The following is a 14,593-nucleotide window of genomic DNA, read 5'->3' on the forward strand; positions in this document are numbered from 1 at the left end:
CACGTCCATTCCAAAAACCCGCGGGCAGCGTCCTTGCGCCCCGGGCGAGCATCCCCTGGGCCTTGGATTATCGGACAAATCGGAAGATTCTCTAAAGCGGGTCTTAAGAATGGTTAGTGATTGGTAAATGCGTCGCGATAGCCCGCGAGCACGCCCTCGACCATCGCCTGCTGGGAGAAATGCGCGGAGATGCGCTCGCGAAGCGACGAGGCGCGCTGCGCTGTTCCTAGCGGATTATCGAGCGCGGCGGCAATCGCTTCCGCCATGGCCTCCGCGTTGCTCGGCGCAAACAGCGCCGGGTTCTCCGCGCCGAAAATCTCGGGAATGCCGCCGATCTTGGACGCGATCATCGGAATGCCGGCGGCACCGGCCTCGATCACGACATAGGGCATGGAATCGCCACGCGAGGGAACGACCAGCAGCCGCCCCTTGGAGAAGCCGTAGCGTGCCTTGACGTGACCGATGAAGCGGATGGCGCTGGAGAGGCCGAGCCGCTCGACTTGCGCTTTCAGCGCCGCGGTCTCCTCACCATCGCCGCCGAGCGTCAGTGTGACCTTCTTGCCGCCCTCGTGCAGGCGCGCCACCGCTTCGACCAGCAGATCGGCGCCCTTGATGTGCCTGAACTCACCGACATAAGCGAGGTCGGTGGCGTCGTCGGCCATGACGACAGGTTCGAATTCCTCCGGCGTCACGCCATTGAAGACGCAATGCACCACGCCCTTCGGCTTGCCGACGATGCGCTGATAGGTGTCGCGGGCAAACGCGCTTTCGAACAGGAACAGGTCGGTCGCGTCCATCAGCGCACGCTCGAGCCGCGCGTAAAACTCGCCCTTGAAAGTGTTGAGGGGATAATGCAGTGAGCCGCCATGCGGGGTGTAGATGCGGATGGTGTCGTCGGATCGCCTCCGCATGCGGATGAAAGCGCCGGCCTTGGCGCCGTGGCCATGCATCACGTCGGGCTTGAGCGTGGCGATCAGGCGCCGCAAGCGGAACCAGACCAGGACATCGTCGGGCGAGGGTTCGCGGCGGATCGCCATCCGGTGCACACCGAGTTTCAGCCGCGGTGCGAGCTCGGCAAGGGCCTTCTCGGCGCGTTCACCGCCGGTGAGACTGTCGGCGAGGATGCCGACATGATGGCCACGATCGACCTGGCCGTTGGCGACGTCGAGGATGTGGCGGAAGATGCCGCCGACCGGAGCGCGCACAGCGTGCAGGATGCGAAGCGGCTGGTCGGGAGAGGGGGGCATGATCAAAACCAGCGCTCGACGGCGAATGCTCGAACAATCTGACGAAATATCGAGACGAATTAAGAGCCCTCGTGGTTAACAAACGGTGACGGACGTGCACGCGCGAGCTGCCGCACGCCACGATTAACCCAGCGGCAACCTTAATGGAGTGTAATCGCCCTGGTTGAGGTAGGTTCGTGGCGTTGCGCCTGCGGGAGTGTTCGATGCGTTTAGCGTTCTGGCGTGCCGGCAAGGACAAGGCGGTGGTCGAGCGGGCTGTCGCGAAGGCCGCAGCCAAGCGGGCCGAGCTCGAGCCCCGGATTGAAGCAAAGCCTGCGCCCATCGCACCGAGGCCGGCGCCAGTCGAGTCCGGCGACATCGACCTGCACGCGCTCGGCGCGGCATTGGCGCGCAAGCGCGGCTGGATCATCGTGCCGACGGTGCTGGCACTCGTCACGTCCGTCGCGATCGTCAATCTCATCACGCCGCGCTACAAGTCGGAATCCCGTATCCTGATCGACGGCCGCGAGAACGTGTTTCTGCGCCCCAACAGCGATCGCGCCGAGGAACGGCAGGCGCTCGACGCCGAAGCCGTCACCAGCCAGGTGCAGCTCGTGCTGTCGCGCGATCTCGCGCGCGAGATCATCAAGAAGAACAAGCTTGCGGAGCGGCCCGAGTTCGATCCGGTGCTGCAAGGCATTTCGCCACTGAAGTCGCTTGCGGCGCTGATCGGCATCGGCCGCGATCCGTTCTCGATGACGCCGGAAGAGCGCGTGCTGGACGCCTATTACGAGCGCCTCCAGGCCTACGCCGTCGACAAGTCGCGCGTGATCGTGATCGAATTCCAGTCTGCCGATCCCGATCTCGCCGTGCGCGTCGCCAATTCGATCGCCGACGGCTATCTCGTGCTCCAGCAGGATGCGCGCCAGGATCAGGCCCGAAACGCCAGCCAGTGGTATGCCGGCAGGATCGACGAGCTGCGACGGAACGTCTCCGAGGCCGAAGCGAAGGCCGAGGACTTCCGCTCCAAGTCGAGCCTGTTCGTCGGCACCAACAACACGACTCTGTCGAACCAGCAGATGGGCGAGGTCAACACCCAGCTCAACAATGCGCGCGCGCTCAAGGCCGATGCCGAGTCCAAGGCGCGCCTGATCCGCGAGATGATCCAGAGCGGCAAGCCGATCGAATCGTCGGAAGTGCTGAACTCGGAATCGATGCGCACGCCCTCCCAGCAGCGCGTGGCGTTGCGGGCCCAGCTGGCCGAGCAATCCTCGACGCTGCTCGGCAACCATCCGCGCATCAAGGAATTGAAGGCGCAGCTCGCCGACCTCGACACCCAGATCCGCGACGAGGCCGCCAAGCTCGCCCGCACGCTCGAAAACGATGCGCGGGCCGCCAGCGGGCGCGTCCAGGAATTATCCGCAAGCCTGGAGCAGCTCAAGAAGCAGGCGACGGCCACCAACGGCCAGGACGTGCAGCTCCGCGCCCTCGAGCGTGAGGCGAAGGCCCAGCGCGACCTGCTCGAAACCTATCTGGCGAAGTACCGTGAAGCCAACACCCGCGAGACCATCGACACCGCGCCGACAGATGGCCGCATCATCTCGCGCGCCATCGTCTCGAACACGCCGGCCTATCCGAAGAAGCTGCCGATCGTGCTGATCGCGACGATCGCGACACTGCTGCTTTCGTCCGGCGTCGTCGTCACCGGAGAGTTGTTGCGCCAGACTGCGCCCCGGGCGGTCGCGGTGTTCGCGCCAACGCTGACGCGGGCGTCGGCTCGCCAGGAACAAATCGTCCAGCCGGCGGTCGTCGAGCCCTTCGTCGAGCCGGTCGTCGATCCAGTCATGGCAGAACCCGCGCCGCTCCAGCCGGAGATGACGGCCGATGCCGATGTCACCGCATTCGCGGAGATCGAGCATCTGGCCGACAGCCTCCGCGCCGCCGGAGCCATGGCGAAGAAGGTTACGGTACTCGGCACTGCCAGCGGCGAAGCCATCACGCTGTCGACGCTGACCTTGGCCCGGCACCTGGCGCGCGATGCGCGGGTCGTCGTGGTCGATCTTGCCGCGTCCTCGCCGACCATGGCCGCCGTGTCCGTCGATGCCTCGGCCCCCGGTCTTGCCGAACTGATGCAGGGCGAGGCGTCGTTCGCGCAGATCATCACCCGGGACAAGCTTTCGCGGCTGCATCTGGTCATGGCCGGCCGTCCCGGCTTCGATCGCAGCCTGTTGCAGTCGCCGCGCGTGACGCTCGCGATCGACGCGCTGCTGCGCGCCTACGACCACGTGCTGCTCGATGCCGGCAGTGCCTCCGACCTTCCGGCTGAGCTCCTGACGGCGAATGCCCGCGCCGTCGTGGTGCCCGACGCGTCGATGGCGCCGGATGCGCGCGCGCTGATGCGCGAGCAGCTCAGCGCCGTCGGCTTCAGCGAAGTGACGATGCTGAGCAGGCCGGTGCAGCCGTCGGATGCGAGGGATGCGCCGCGGGTCGTGGCGGCGTGATGTCCTTGCCTCTCCGTGGGGACCGAGCGAGCGCCTCGTCCTTCGAGACGACCGCTTCGCGGTCTCCTCAGGATGAGGCTTGGCTAAATCGGAATCCGTTGAAGCTGCTGCCGCGAACTCTGTCCTCGTCCTGAGGGCCCGCCAGAGGCGGGCGTCTCGAAGGATGGGCCGCAGGGGAGCGTTTCCCAACCGCAGAATTTCTTACCCGAACGCTCGCCGCAGCCGCTGCGCCAGGTCGAACAGCATCTGGTTCTGTTTCACCAGCCGCTTGCCGTGGCTCAGCGAGGACATCGCCATTGCCGCGAGTTTTCCACGTGACGTTAGCGGAACAAAACTGTCGAAGATGTCCTGGTCGTCCTTGCAGAACATCCGCTTGTACTCGTCCGAGCCGATGCCGAGGTCGAGCGAGCGGTGGCCGCGCTCGGCGCAGCGGTCGATGATGTAGCGCATCAGGATCAGCCCGGGGCTGTAGCGGGCGTGCTCGGACATCGTGTAGGTGTTGAACATCATCGAGAAGCGCTGGCCGTCGGCGACGCCGGCGAAGATCGCAATCACCTCGTCGTCGCATTCGAGCGCATGGATGTCGATGACGCGGCCGTCACCGCGTGACGCAAGGCAGGCGCTGCGGACGAATTGCTCGACGCCGGGTTCGGCGAAGACATTGGGAAGCTTCTGCTCGGCCATCCGCGCCGGCTTGACGCGGAAGAACCAGTCGAGCAGGCGGGTGATGTCCGCGTCGGTGGTCGCCAAATGATAGCGATAGCCGGCGAGCGCCTGGAGCTTCTTCTCCTTGCTCTTGAGGCGGCGGCGGAAGGAGTTGCTGATCCGCGATGCCGGGGGGCCGCCCGGTTCCATCGTGAGCAGTGGGCAGCCGTTGATCGCGCTCTGGCGCGGCAAATGCGCGAACGGGTTCTGCTGGTCGTTCCAGCGCAGAGGCTGCTGCGTCAATGCGAGCACGTCGGCATGCTCGCCAAGCGGCGCAAACAGCGCGTCGAGATCGCCGATGCCGACCTGCGCTGCAAATTCGGCGTTCCACAGGCCCATGTTGAAGGTCGTATGCTTGCCGCCCATGAAGCAGGCCGTGCGCACGCCGTGGTTCTGGCGCAGCGAGAGCGGCAGCAGCAGCAGCGGCTGATGCTCGGCGTCGCGGGCAATGACGATGAAAGGGCGGGCGCGTTCGTGCTCCCCGACCAGACGCTGCCAGGGACTGAGCAGATCAAACCGCTGATAGGGCGTGAAGAGGTGACCGGGTTGCTCGAAGGCGCGCCAGACGGCCTCGGCCGCGCCGAGATCGGTCACGATATCGACATGCGCGATACGGCCCGCTTTCGACCGCGCTGGCAATTCCGCCGTCCGGCTTTGCATCGCCGCAGCCATGGTCATTCGCGAACCTGTCGAGAAAAAATATGCGTAATTCGGCCTGTGGCCGACCTTTGCAAAGAAATGTCAACAAAGGGTAATGACTATAAGAGGGGGAACGGTCGCCGACGGGCGCGAGGTGGGACATTGGCATCCGACGACAGATGGCTGGAACGGCTGCGCCTTGAGCTGACCTGGTTCACAGGCCAGGCTGCGCTGCGCAGTCGTGGTGCCGGCGCCATCCTGCGCTTTGCGCATGTGCGGCCGCGGCGGCGCGGCGGCTTTCAGCCGTCGCGCGAGAACGAGATCACGCCGCATTTCCTCGATCGCGCCATTCGCGCGCTGAAGCGGTGGAAGTATGATTTTATCGGCATGGACGAGGTCTGCCGGCGCGCGGTGACGCTGTCGGAACACCGCCGCTTCGTGGCGCTCACTTTCGACGGCGCCGGCAAGGATCTGATCGACTTTGCCTATCCGGTGCTGGCGCGCCACGCCGTGCCCTTCACGATCTACGTGCCCACGGCGTTTCCCGATGGCGTCGGCGGGGCCTGGTGGCTCGGCCTCGAACAGGTGATCGCGCGCGAGAGCCGTGTCAGCCTGATGATGGGCGAGAAGGAGCAGCGCTTCACTGTCGCTGATAACGCCGGGAAGCAGGCGCTGTTTTCGTTCGTCGAGGCCTGGCTGCACTCGCTGCCGCCGGCGGATGTGTCGGCTGCGATCGCAGATCTCTGCACGCGCTACCGGGTCGACCTTGCCGCGCTCTCACGCGAGGCATCGATGAATTGGGAGGATCTGGCGAGGCTTGCGGCCGATCCGCTGGTGACGATCGGCAGCGCGACCGTGAACTATCCCGTTCTCGCCAACATGAAGGATGCGGCCGCGCTGCGCGAGATGACGATGGGCAAGGCGGTGGCGGAGGCGGCCTTCGCTCGCGACATCCGGCATCTCGCCTTTCCGTTCGGCGATCGCGCCTCGTTCCGGCGCAGCCATGTCATCATGGCGGAGGAGGCCGGCTTTGCCAGTGCTGTGACGACGATCCCGGGCGTCGTGGACGCGGAGGGCCGCACCAATCTGCGCGCGTTGCCGCGCATTTGCTGGGATGGCCGGGTGCGCTCGCTGCGCATGATGCGGGTGCTGGTGTCGGGCACGGCCTTTGTGCCGGTGAAGCCGACGGGCACTGCGACACCCTAAAAGCGCTACGAACTGGAAGCGCTACGAGCTCGACTTGGCCCGGTCGGGCCGCTGCATCCAGCTCACGATCGGCATCGCCGGCAGCACCCAGCCCATGCCGACCACCACGTAGTAGATTGCCTGCCGCCAGCCGGACTCGGCGATCCACGGCATCTGCGCCAGCGCCATGCCGAGCAGCGCCCAGACGGTGGCGAGCACCAGGAGCAGGATGGTGCCGAGGAACTTGCGGGTGCGGATCGTCATGACGGAATGTCGCGGCTTTCGCGTAACTTGCGCTGCGGGAGCGGGGGACTATAAGGGGCACGCAGTCCCGTTCAAGCTCTGGTTTTGCCTCGAATGACGACGATTTCCGCCCCGTCCGAGCCGCATCGCGCCGTGCGCTGGTGGCTGATCTCAGTGGCTGCGCTGATTGCGCTGATGGTGCTGGTCGGCGGTGCGACGCGGCTGACGGAATCCGGGCTCTCGATCGTCGAATGGAAGCCGGTCACGGGCAGCGTGCCGCCACTCTCGGAAACGCAGTGGACGGCGGCCTTCGAGGCCTACAAGAAGATCCCGCAATATCGCGAGCTCAACGCCGGCATGAGCCTGTCCGAGTTCAAGGAGATCTTCTGGTGGGAATGGAGCCACCGGTTGCTCGGCCGTTTCATCGGCGTCGCCTATCTGTTGCCGTTCCTGTTCTTCCTCTGGCGCGGCGGCCTGTCCGGTGATTTGAAGCGGCGGCTGTGGCTGTTGTTCGGGCTCGGCGGGCTCCAGGGCGCGGTCGGCTGGTGGATGGTGGCCTCGGGGCTGTCTGAACGCGTCGAGGTGTCGCAATATCGGCTGGCGACGCATCTTGTGCTCGCGCTCATCATCTTCGCCGGCATCGTCTGGACGGTGCGGCGGCTCGCAGAACGGCCGCAGATCGCGGCATCGTCGCGGCTGCGCTTCACGAGCGGCTTGCTCCTCGTCGTGACCTTTATCCAGATCTATTTCGGTGCGCTGGTTGCGGGCCTGCGCGCCGGTCGCGCCTACAACACCTGGCCGCAGATCGACGGCGCGTTCATTCCCTCAGGCGAGCGGCTGTGGTTCGAGACGCCGTGGTGGCGCAACATGTTCGACAATGTGCTGACGGTGCAGTTCGAGCACCGCATGACGGCCTATGCGCTGTTGGCGCTGGCGGCGTTGCACGCGTTCGATGCGGTGCGTTCACGCGCGGGATCCGCGGCGCGCGGCGCGCTCTTGCTGCTGGGCGCGATAAGCCTGCAAGCATTGCTCGGCATCCTCACGCTGCTCAACCAGGTGCCGATTGATCTCGCGCTCGCACATCAGGCGGTCGCGATCGTGGTGCTGACGCTTGCGGTGACGCAGATGGAGCGGCTCGCTCCACGGCATTCAACCGAAGCGCAGCCGCGCGCGGTTCCCATCGGTCAGGCCGGCTGATCGGATCTGCTCTTCAGCAATAGCCGTAGATGCCGCACGAGTAGGGCAGGCGCCAGAAATAATCGACCTGCTTCCCGCCGTAATACGAGCCCTGGTAATCGTAGTCCCAGGGACGGCCGTAATAGCCCGGCAGCGTGTGCGAGCCCGGCAGCAGTGGCGTCCCCGGCAAATTGCGGATGTAGCTGCCGATGCCGTAGGCCGGCGAGATCAGCGCATCCGGATCGGTCTCGACATAGACCTGCGGCGGCTCCTGTGGCGGAGCGGCAGCCCGTCGCCTCGGCGTGGCCGGCAAATCGGCGGCAATCGCAGCTGAGACCGTCAGCATCGCCGCAAGGGCAGGCACCATCCAGCGCAGCATCGTCGGCTCCGAATCAAAGGGGCGATCCAGTGACGATGTATGCGGCAGATATGGTTAATGACTGTTAACGGCGATCGTCATTCCGGGGCGGTGCGAAGCACCGAACCCGGAATCCAGAGCTTATGATGCGACGTCGAGATTCCGGGTTCGCGCTGTCGCGCGCCCCGGAATGACGGTGATGCTACGTACCCAGCGCCTGTTCCAAATCGGCGATCAAATCTTCCTTGTCCTCGATGCCGATCGAAAGCCGCACCACGTCGGGGCCGGCGCCGGACTTGATCTTGGCAGCGTCGTCGAGCTGGCTGTGCGTGGTCGAGGCCGGATGGATGACGAGCGAGCGGGTGTCACCGACATTGGCCAGGTGCGAGAACAGCTGCAACTTCGACACCAGGCTGACGCCGGCATCGTAGCCGCCCTTCAGGCTGAAGGTGAACACGGCGCCGGCGCCCTTCGGTGCGTATTTGCGCGCGAGCTGGTTGTACTTGTCGCTTGCAAGCCCCGCATAGTTCACCGCGGCCACCGCCGGATGGCCGGCGAGGAATTCGGCGACCGCTTTGGCATTGTCGCAGTGCTTCTGCATGCGCAGCGGCAATGTCTCGATGCCGGTGAGGATCATGAAGGCGTTGAACGGCGACAGCGCGGGTCCGAGGTCGCGCAGGCCGAGTACGCGGCAGGCGATCGCGAAGGCGAAATTGCCAAACGTCTCCTGCAGCCGGATGCCGTGATATTCGGGCCGCGGCTCGGAGAGCATCGGATATTTGCCGCCGGTCGACCAGTCGAAGGTGCCGGCATCGACGATGATGCCGCCGATCGAATTGCCGTGGCCGCCGAGAAACTTCGTCAGCGAGTGCACGACGATGTCGGCACCATGATCGATGGGACGGATCAGATAGGGCGAGGCCAGCGTGTTGTCGACGATCAGCGGGACGCCTGCCTTGCGCGCCACCGTCGAGATCGCCTCGATGTCGGTGATGCTGCCGGCGGGATTGGCGATGGACTCGATGAAGATTGCTTTCGTGCGCGGCGTGACCGCGCGCTCGAAGCTCGCGATGTCGTCGGGATCGGCCCACACCACGTTCCAGCCGAAGCTCTTGAACGCGTGCGTGAACTGGTTGATCGAGCCGCCATAGAGCTTTCGCGCGGCGATGAACTCGTCGCCGGGCTGGAGCAATTGCTGCAGCACCACGACCTGCGCGGCATGGCCCGAGGCCACCGCAAGCGCGGCAGTGCCGCCTTCGAGGGCCGCGACGCGCTCTTCCAGCACCGCATTGGTGGGATTGCCGATGCGGGTATAGATGTTGCCGAACGCCTGCAGGCCGAACAGCGAGGCGGCATGGTCGGCGTCGTTGAAGACGAATGACGTCGTTTGATAGATCGGAGTCGCGCGCGCACCGGTGGTGGGATCGGGCTGTGCACCGGCATGCACGGCGAGGGTCGAAAATCCCGGAAGGCGATCGCTCATTGAGGGCGTCCTGTTCTCGTGGTCTGAAATCGCGCGGCATGCTGATTGGCGCCGCGGCTGCCGTCAAGGCGGGGCTTCACATCGGAACGATCGTGCTACGCATTGTCGCGTTCGCGAAATGAAACCTTCGCAACTGCGTCAGCTTTGCTCAGTCTTGTTTTTGGCGGCGCGGTCCGAGGCCGCGGTTTCGCCGCCGCCAACACTCATCCGATTGAGGGATAGCCGCATGCCCTGCGTCGGCGCCGGCGCGCGCTTGGAGCTCAGCGTGCGCGAATTGACGCCCATCCAGGAGATCTCCGAGGACAGGCGGCCATATTCGATCTTGGGGCAGCGGTTCATCACCACCTTGATACCAACCGATTCCGCCTTCAGCGCCGCCGCATCGTCGCGCGCCCCCAACTGCATCCAGATCACCATCGGCAGCGGATCAAGCGTGAGGGCTTCCTCGACCACCGGCATGATGTGACTGGAGTTGCGGAAAATGTCGATCATGTCGACGGGACGGTCAATGTCGGACAGCGAGGCGACGAAGGGTTTTCCGAGCAGCTCCTTTCCGACATGGCCGGGATTAACCGGAATCATGTCGTAGCCGCGCTGGGCCAGATATTTGAACGCGAAATAGCTCGGCCGCACGTTGGCCGGTGAGGCACCGACCATCGCGATCGATTTCACGTTGTTGAGGATGCCCCGGATGTAATTGTCGGGATAGGCGTCGTGGTTCATCTTCTTCTTTCTCTGACCTCATGGTGAGGAGCGCGGCACGCGCGTCTCGAACCATGAAGCCGCAGTCGGGCCTCTATCCTTCGAGACGCCGCGTTCCGCGGCTCCTCAGGATGAGGAGTTGACTATTCATCCCGCCATGTCGGCGTACGCTTCTCGATGAAGGCGCCGATGCCTTCCTCGGCGTCTCGCGCCATCATGTTCTCGGTCATCACCTCTGCCGCATAGCGATAGGCGTCTGCAAGGCTCATCTCGGCCTGGCGGTAGAACGCCTCCTTGCCGAGCTTGACGGTATAGGCGGATTTCAGCGCGACCTGTTCGGCGAGCGCAATGGCGGCGGCGCGCTCGGTGCCGGCGGCGACGACACGATTGACGAGGCCGATCTCGCGGGCGCGTACGGCCGGGATCGGCTCGCCCGTCAGCAACATCTCCATCGCCTGCTTGCGCGGCACGTTGCGCGACAGCGCCACCATCGGCGTCGAGCAGAACAGGCCGATGTCGACGCCGGGGGTAGCGAAGTGTGCTGCTTCCGAGGCGATCGCGAGATCGCAGCTTGCCACGAGCTGACAGCCCGCGGCGGTCGCGATGCCCTGGACGGATGCGACCACGGGCTTGGGCAGGTGCACGATCGCCTGCATCATCGCGCTGCAGGCGGTCATCATCTCGGCGAAGAAGGCACGGCCGCGATCCGGGTCGGCGCGGCGCGCGGTCAGCTCCTTCATGTCGTGGCCGGCGGAGAAGGCGGGACCGTTGGCCGCGATTACGACGCCGCGGATGGCCTTGTCGTCGCGGATCTCGTTGAGCGCGGCGTGCAGGCTTGCGATCATCGTCGCCGACAGGCTGTTGCGGGCGGCCGGGCGGTTGAGGGTCAGGACCGCGATGGGGCCCACGGTCTCGCGCAGCAGGATAGGTGGTTGCGGGGAAGGGGCGCGGGCGGCCTGGACGGACATCAAAGCGTTTCCGGTTGGATGACGCAGATAACTTAATGTAACAGGGGACGTGAAGCGAGGGTGAGGGGTAGCATGGCGTTAGCGAAAATGAGCGTGGCGGAGCTCGAGCAGTTCCTCCGCAACGAGTTTCCCCAGGCCTTCAGCGGCGACGACATCACGATCGAGAGCGCGGACGGTCAGGCCTGCCTTTTGCGTCAGCGCTATAGCGAAAAGATGCTGCGGCCAGGCGGAACCGTGTCCGGCCCGACATTGATGGCGCTCGCCGACTTCGCGATGTACGTGGTGCTGTTGTCCGCGATCGGGCCGATCGGGCTCGCCGTGACCACCAATCTCAACATCAACTTCCTGCGCAAGGGGCAGCCCGGGCAGGACGTGCTGGCGGAGGCGCGGCTGCTCAAGCTCGGCAAGCGCCTCGCGGTCGGCGAGGTGAAGCTGTTGTCCGGTACCTCGCCCGATCCGATTGCGCATGTCACCTCGACTTATTCCATTCCAAACGTTTGAGCTTTTTGCGGGTATCTTGATACCTTAATTATAAGCAATTGATATTGCACATGTAAATTACAGCTTTGGGCATTGACCGCGGCGCCCCTGTTCTCTAGAAAACCGCCAGTCCGGTGCGGTGTTCGCGCCGATGCTCCCCGTCCACGGAAACTCTGACATGAAAACCTTTTCGGCAAAGCCGGCTGAGGTGACGAAGAAGTGGGTACTGATCGACGCCAAGGGTCTGGTCGTCGGCCGTCTCGCCACCATCGTCGCCATGCGCCTGCGCGGCAAGCACCTCCCGACCTACACCCCGCACGTTGATTGCGGCGACAACATCATCATCATCAACGCGCAGTATGCGGTTCTCACCGGCCGCAAGCGCGAGCAGAAGACCTATTACAAGCACACCGGTTACGTCGGCCACATCAAGGAGCGCACCGCGCGCCAGATCCTCGAGGGCAAGCATCCCGAGCGCGTGCTCGAGAAGGCCGTCGAGCGCATGATCCCGCGTGGTCCGCTCGGTCGGGTCCAGATGGGCAACCTCCGCGTCTATGGCGGCGCCGATCATCCGCACGAGGCCCAGACGCCCGAGAAGATCGACATCGCCAAGTTGAACCGCAAGAACACGAGGGCCGCATAACATGGCCGAATCCATTCAGTCGCTCGACCAGCTCTCGCAGCTCAAGACGGCGGCCGCGCCCGACGCGCCCAAGCACGAGAAGAAGGTCGACAAGTTCAACCGCGCCTACGCCACCGGCAAGCGCAAGGACGCGGTCGCCCGCGTCTGGATCAAGCCGGGCGCCGGCAAGGTCACGGTCAACGCGCGCGAGGTCGAGGTCTATTTCGCCCGTCCCGTGCTGCGCATGATGATCGAGCAGCCGTTCTCCGTGGCCGCGCGGTCCGGCCAGTATGACGTGATCTGCACCGTCGCCGGCGGCGGTCTGTCCGGCCAGGCCGGTGCCGTCCGTCACGGCATCTCGAAGGCGCTGACCTATTTCGAGCCGGAGCTGCGCACCGTGCTCAAGAAGGGCGGCTTCCTCACCCGCGACTCCCGCGTGGTCGAGCGCAAGAAGTACGGCAAGGCCAAGGCCCGCCGGTCCTTCCAGTTCTCGAAGCGTTAATCGCTTCGGTCGCATTCGCCGCGAAAGCGGCTTCAATGAGATGCAAAAGGGCGCTGATTTCAGCGCCCTTTTTGCTGTTCGTTTGTATGCAAATTGATGGCGTGTTTCCTGAAAACTTGGGCCCGCATGAAAACCTGAATGGAACCCGCTGGACATAGCGTCGCATTTGGAAGGGCGCGCAAATCGGCTGAGCCGATCGCGTAACTGCTATGTCTAAGAGGGGGCCGACATGATGTCGCTCGATAGCATCACGCTCTATTTGGTCGCCACCATGGTCGCCGCACTGCTCGGCGCCATGATGGTATTTTTCGGAAGGCAGGAGAACAGCCCTGCGCTGAAATGGTGGGGCACCGCGTATCTGCTCGGCGCCGCATCGGTCGCGCTCTGGACGGCGGCCGGGGACAGATTGGGGCCGCATCTTTACCTTGCGCTGAACGCGGTCGGCTTCGTCGCCTGCGGCATGGTGTGGAATGCGGCGCGCGTCTTCCACGGCCGCAAGCCGAACTGGCCGGGACTCCTGGTCGGCGCGCTCGCCTGGGCCGCTGCCGCCACGCTGCTCGATCCCACCGCGTCCATGCTGCGCATGATCGTCGGCGCCGGCATCGTCTCGGTCTATGCGGCGCTGACCGCGAGCGAACTCTGGGTCGAGCGGCGCAAGAGCCTGCAACGGCGCTGGCCGGCCTTCGTGGTCCCGGTGATGCACGGCTGCGTCTTGATGCTGCCGATCGTGCTCGGCAGCTTCCTGCGCCCGAACGATGCGGGCTTCTCCACCAGCATCTGGGTCACCGTGTTCGCGGTCGAGCTCGTGCTCTATGCCGTCGGCACCGTGTTCGTGATCTTCATGCTGGTGTCCGAGCGCACGGTCACCGCGCACCGGACCGCCGCCTCCACTGATCCCCTGACCGGCATGCTCAACCGCCGCGGCTTCTCGGAAGCCTGCGGACGCGTGATCGAGCGCGAGGCCAAGGCCGGCCGTCCCGTGACCGTGATGATCTTCGACATCGATCATTTCAAGTCGATCAACGACCGCTTCGGCCATCCCGCCGGCGACGAGATGCTGAAACTGTTCTCGACCGTCGTCGTCAGCAATCTGCGCATCAGCGACATGTCGGGTCGCATCGGCGGCGAGGAGTTCGCCGCTCTGCTGCCCTGCTCGCTGGAGGAGGGCGTGCTGGTCGCCGAGCGCGTGCGTGAGGCCTTCGAGACCTCCGGCGTCGTCGTCGACGAGGGCCCGGTCGACACCACCGTCAGCATCGGCGTCGCCGGCGGTCCGGCCGGCACCGAGCTCGAAGTGCTGCTGGCCTCGGCCGACACCGCGCTCTACCAAGCCAAGCGCGGCGGCCGAAACCGCGTCGAATCGGCGGAGGAGCTGCCCCTGTCGCTGGAGAACTGGCGCCGCCAGAGCGCCGCTCGGATCGGCGTGCACAACACGCAATCCAAGACACAACCGGCGACGGCCTAGGCAAAGGAGGCCTCGCGGTAATCCCCTGTTTACCATTCGATCCCTACCATTGCGGTCATGGAATCGATCCGTCGACAGAATCCGCAGACCGCCCTGATGTCGCTCGAAGCCGCGGCGACTTCGGCACGCGGCGGCTTCGCCTGCCTGTTTTCGACCGCGGACGAATACGAGAGCGCGCTGATCACCGAGCGCCGCGCCCAGGGGCGTTACACGCAAGGCCGCAATTACTGGCCGCTCGCGCTGTTCGCCGGTTGTGCGCTGACAGTGGCGGGCACCGTTCTGCTGCTTGCCTGAGTGATCTGCATTTCTGGACCGGGCAGGCGCCGTTTCGGCGCCTTTTT

The 14,593-nt window shown here is 64.9% G+C and carries 15 protein-coding genes; 8 read left to right on the forward strand and 7 right to left on the reverse strand.

The genetic code is table 11. The annotated features are described in order from the left end of the window. Window positions 1–113 precede the first annotated feature (113 nt). Entirely contained in the window at window positions 114–1,247 is a 1,134-nt protein-coding gene (locus AC0L30_RS02595; protein ID WP_007603473.1) for a glycosyltransferase family 4 protein, read from the reverse strand. A 203-nt stretch (window positions 1,248–1,450) separates the two neighbouring features. Here AC0L30_RS02595 and AC0L30_RS02600 point away from each other — a divergent pair, with 203 nt between their 5' ends. Next, the gene (locus AC0L30_RS02600) at window positions 1,451–3,727 is read left to right on the forward strand and encodes a GumC family protein (RefSeq protein ID WP_007603474.1); all 2,277 of its coding nucleotides are present in this window, start codon (window positions 1,451–1,453) and stop codon (window positions 3,725–3,727) included. 201 nt (window positions 3,728–3,928) lie between these two features. On the opposite strand, the gene AC0L30_RS02605 is transcribed toward AC0L30_RS02600, so the two are convergent. After that, window positions 3,929–5,110, reverse strand: a complete 1,182-nt coding sequence (locus tag AC0L30_RS02605) for a GNAT family N-acetyltransferase (protein ID WP_007603475.1) — start codon at window positions 5,108–5,110, stop codon at window positions 3,929–3,931. Window positions 5,111–5,233: 123 nt separating this feature from the next. On the opposite strand from AC0L30_RS02605, the gene AC0L30_RS02610 reads away from it, so the two are divergent. Continuing rightward, the gene (locus AC0L30_RS02610) at window positions 5,234–6,277 is read left to right on the forward strand and encodes a polysaccharide deacetylase family protein (protein WP_007603476.1); all 1,044 of its coding nucleotides are present in this window, start codon (window positions 5,234–5,236) and stop codon (window positions 6,275–6,277) included. A gap of 21 nt (window positions 6,278–6,298) precedes the next feature. Here AC0L30_RS02610 and AC0L30_RS02615 read toward each other — a convergent pair whose 3' ends face one another. Next, entirely contained in the window at window positions 6,299–6,520 is a 222-nt protein-coding gene (locus tag AC0L30_RS02615) for a DUF2842 domain-containing protein (protein WP_007603477.1), read from the reverse strand. A gap of 93 nt (window positions 6,521–6,613) precedes the next feature. Between AC0L30_RS02615 and AC0L30_RS02620 the strand changes: the two genes are divergently transcribed. Beyond that, window positions 6,614–7,696 (forward strand): COX15/CtaA family protein, encoded by a 1,083-nt coding sequence (locus tag AC0L30_RS02620; RefSeq protein WP_354128904.1) that lies wholly within the window; start codon window positions 6,614–6,616, stop codon window positions 7,694–7,696. Between the two features lie 13 nt (window positions 7,697–7,709). Here the strand turns inward: AC0L30_RS02620 and AC0L30_RS02625 are convergent, their stop codons facing one another. The 4 genes from AC0L30_RS02625 to AC0L30_RS02640 all read right to left on the reverse strand — a co-directional run bounded on the left by AC0L30_RS02625 (window position 7,710) and on the right by AC0L30_RS02640 (window position 11,186). Further along, a complete protein-coding gene (locus AC0L30_RS02625) occupies window positions 7,710–8,054 on the reverse strand; it encodes a hypothetical protein (RefSeq protein WP_007603479.1) in 345 nt (114 codons plus the stop codon). 181 nt (window positions 8,055–8,235) lie between these two features. Beyond that, window positions 8,236–9,516, reverse strand: coding sequence for an O-acetylhomoserine aminocarboxypropyltransferase (locus AC0L30_RS02630; RefSeq protein ID WP_219682239.1), 1,281 nt, complete (start codon window positions 9,514–9,516; stop codon window positions 8,236–8,238). A 138-nt stretch (window positions 9,517–9,654) separates the two neighbouring features. Continuing rightward, window positions 9,655–10,239 (reverse strand): CoA-binding protein, encoded by a 585-nt coding sequence (locus AC0L30_RS02635; protein WP_219682238.1) that lies wholly within the window; start codon window positions 10,237–10,239, stop codon window positions 9,655–9,657. A gap of 122 nt (window positions 10,240–10,361) precedes the next feature. Beyond that, a complete protein-coding gene (locus AC0L30_RS02640) occupies window positions 10,362–11,186 on the reverse strand; it encodes an enoyl-CoA hydratase (RefSeq protein WP_007603482.1) in 825 nt (274 codons plus the stop codon). 72 nt (window positions 11,187–11,258) lie between these two features. Between AC0L30_RS02640 and AC0L30_RS02645 the strand changes: the two genes are divergently transcribed. The 5 genes from AC0L30_RS02645 to AC0L30_RS02665 all read left to right on the forward strand — a co-directional run bounded on the left by AC0L30_RS02645 (window position 11,259) and on the right by AC0L30_RS02665 (window position 14,546). Next, the gene (locus tag AC0L30_RS02645) at window positions 11,259–11,687 is read left to right on the forward strand and encodes a PaaI family thioesterase (protein WP_007603483.1); all 429 of its coding nucleotides are present in this window, start codon (window positions 11,259–11,261) and stop codon (window positions 11,685–11,687) included. A 157-nt stretch (window positions 11,688–11,844) separates the two neighbouring features. Continuing rightward, a complete protein-coding gene (gene rplM / locus AC0L30_RS02650; RefSeq protein ID WP_007603484.1) occupies window positions 11,845–12,309 on the forward strand; it encodes a 50S ribosomal protein L13 in 465 nt (154 codons plus the stop codon). A 1-nt stretch (window position 12,310) separates the two neighbouring features. Continuing rightward, window positions 12,311–12,790 carry a 30S ribosomal protein S9 gene (rpsI, locus tag AC0L30_RS02655; protein WP_007603485.1) on the forward strand — a complete coding sequence of 160 codons (480 nt, stop codon included), beginning with the start codon at window positions 12,311–12,313 and terminating at the stop codon, window positions 12,788–12,790. Window positions 12,791–13,019: 229 nt separating this feature from the next. Next, a complete protein-coding gene (locus AC0L30_RS02660; RefSeq protein ID WP_007603486.1) occupies window positions 13,020–14,252 on the forward strand; it encodes a GGDEF domain-containing protein in 1,233 nt (410 codons plus the stop codon). Between the two features lie 57 nt (window positions 14,253–14,309). Then, a complete protein-coding gene (locus AC0L30_RS02665) occupies window positions 14,310–14,546 on the forward strand; it encodes a hypothetical protein (protein WP_007603487.1) in 237 nt (78 codons plus the stop codon). The last annotated feature ends 47 nt before the right edge of the window (window positions 14,547–14,593 follow it).

It is taken from the genome of Bradyrhizobium sp. MI1.11 (assembly GCF_055811255.1).

Bases quoted from the DNA above. Each gene is read 5' to 3' on its own strand.
- AC0L30_RS02595 (WP_007603473.1), bottom strand. From the start codon at position 1,247: ATGCCCCCCTCTCCCGACCAGCCGCTTCGCATCCTGCACGCTGTGCGC.
- AC0L30_RS02600 (WP_007603474.1), top strand. From the start codon at position 1,451: ATGCGTTTAGCGTTCTGGCGTGCCGGCAAGGACAAGGCGGTGGTCGAG.
- AC0L30_RS02605 (WP_007603475.1), bottom strand. From the start codon at position 5,110: ATGACCATGGCTGCGGCGATGCAAAGCCGGACGGCGGAATTGCCAGCG.
- AC0L30_RS02615 (WP_007603477.1), bottom strand. From the start codon at position 6,520: ATGACGATCCGCACCCGCAAGTTCCTCGGCACCATCCTGCTCCTGGTG.
- AC0L30_RS02620 (WP_354128904.1), top strand. From the start codon at position 6,614: ATGACGACGATTTCCGCCCCGTCCGAGCCGCATCGCGCCGTGCGCTGG.
- AC0L30_RS02625 (WP_007603479.1), bottom strand. From the start codon at position 8,054: ATGCTGCGCTGGATGGTGCCTGCCCTTGCGGCGATGCTGACGGTCTCA.
- AC0L30_RS02630 (WP_219682239.1), bottom strand. From the start codon at position 9,516: ATGAGCGATCGCCTTCCGGGATTTTCGACCCTCGCCGTGCATGCCGGT.
- AC0L30_RS02635 (WP_219682238.1), bottom strand. From the start codon at position 10,239: ATGAACCACGACGCCTATCCCGACAATTACATCCGGGGCATCCTCAAC.
- AC0L30_RS02640 (WP_007603482.1), bottom strand. From the start codon at position 11,186: ATGTCCGTCCAGGCCGCCCGCGCCCCTTCCCCGCAACCACCTATCCTG.
- AC0L30_RS02645 (WP_007603483.1), top strand. From the start codon at position 11,259: ATGGCGTTAGCGAAAATGAGCGTGGCGGAGCTCGAGCAGTTCCTCCGC.
- rplM (WP_007603484.1), top strand. From the start codon at position 11,845: ATGAAAACCTTTTCGGCAAAGCCGGCTGAGGTGACGAAGAAGTGGGTA.
- rpsI (WP_007603485.1), top strand. From the start codon at position 12,311: ATGGCCGAATCCATTCAGTCGCTCGACCAGCTCTCGCAGCTCAAGACG.
- AC0L30_RS02660 (WP_007603486.1), top strand. From the start codon at position 13,020: ATGATGTCGCTCGATAGCATCACGCTCTATTTGGTCGCCACCATGGTC.
- AC0L30_RS02665 (WP_007603487.1), top strand. From the start codon at position 14,310: ATGGAATCGATCCGTCGACAGAATCCGCAGACCGCCCTGATGTCGCTC.